The sequence below is a fragment of the Neisseria sp. SLRRB23 genome (assembly GCF_050896295.1).
Lineage (GTDB): Bacteria > Pseudomonadota > Gammaproteobacteria > Burkholderiales > Neisseriaceae > Neisseria.
Genome location: NZ_JBPBFH010000073.1, coordinates 1 through 1,147, shown reverse-complemented (window position 1 = coordinate 1,147; position 1,147 = coordinate 1). Strand labels below are relative to the sequence as shown.

Below are 1,147 nucleotides of genomic sequence, written 5' to 3'. Positions count from 1 at the left end.
TAAAGGTTTGGACGGCACATGGTTTTCTTCAGACGGCATTTCTGTTTTTTCCCACAACTATAACGGAGGACGATATGGATACTGAGGACAAAGGTTTTTCTGAAAGCGCACAATCTGCTTTACGGCACGCTGATTGCGGTCATCGTGATGATTTTGATGCCGAACTCGGGCAGCTTCGGTTTCGGCTATGCGTCGCTGGCGGCCTTGTCGTTCGGCGCGCTGATGATTGCGCTGTTGGACGTGTCGTCGAATATGGCGATGCAGCCGTTTAAGATGATGGTCGGCGATATGGTCAACGAGGAGCAGAAAAGCTACGCCTACGGGATTCAAAGTTTCTTAGCGAATACGGACGCGGTTGTGGCAGCGATTCTGCCGTTTGTGTTCGCGTATATCGGTTTGGCGAACACTGCCGAGAAAGGCGTTGTGCCACAAACCGTGGTCGTAGCATTCTATGTGGGTGCGGCGTTACTGATTATTACCAGTGCGTTCACAATCTCCAAAGTCAAAGAATACGACCCGGAAACCTACGCCCGTTACCACGGCATCGATGTCGCCGCGAATCAGGAAAAAGCCAACTGGTTCGAACTCTTAAAAACCGCGCCTAAAGTGTTTTGGACGGTTACTCCGGTACAGTTTTTCTGCTGGTTCGCCTTCCGGTATATGTGGACTTACTCGGCAGGCGCGATTGCAGAAAACGTCTGGCACACTACCGATGCGTCTTCCGTAGGCCATCAGGAGGCGGGCAACCGGTACGGCGTTTTGGCGGCGGTGTAGTCGGTTGCGGCGGTGATTTGTTCGTTTATTCTGGCAAAAGTACCGAATAAATACCATAAGGCGGGTTATTTCGGCTGTTTGGCTTTGGGCGCGCTCGGTTTCTTCTCTATCTTCTTCATCTACAATCAATACGCACTCATCCTGTCTTATATCTTAATCGGCATCGCTTGGGCGGGCATTATCACTTATCCGCTGACGATTGTGGCCAACGCTTTGTCGGGCAAACACATGGATACTTATTTGGGCCTGTTTAACGGCTCTGTCTGTAGAATTTTTAAATTTTCAGACAGCTTTTGAATATTGCCGTTGCTCGACGTTCTGGATTCCCGCCTACGCGGGAATGACGGCAGAGCAGTTTCAGTTGTTTCTAAAT

1 pseudogene is annotated in these 1,147 nt (G+C 50.1%); it reads left to right on the top strand.

Going from position 1 to position 1,147, the window contains the following annotated elements:
• Positions 1-114 precede the first annotated feature (114 nt).
• Positions 115-1,041 (top strand): annotated as a pseudogene (locus ACRPFF_RS11075) (MFS transporter); the annotation flags it as partial.
• Between the last annotated feature and the right edge of the window lie 106 nt (positions 1,042-1,147).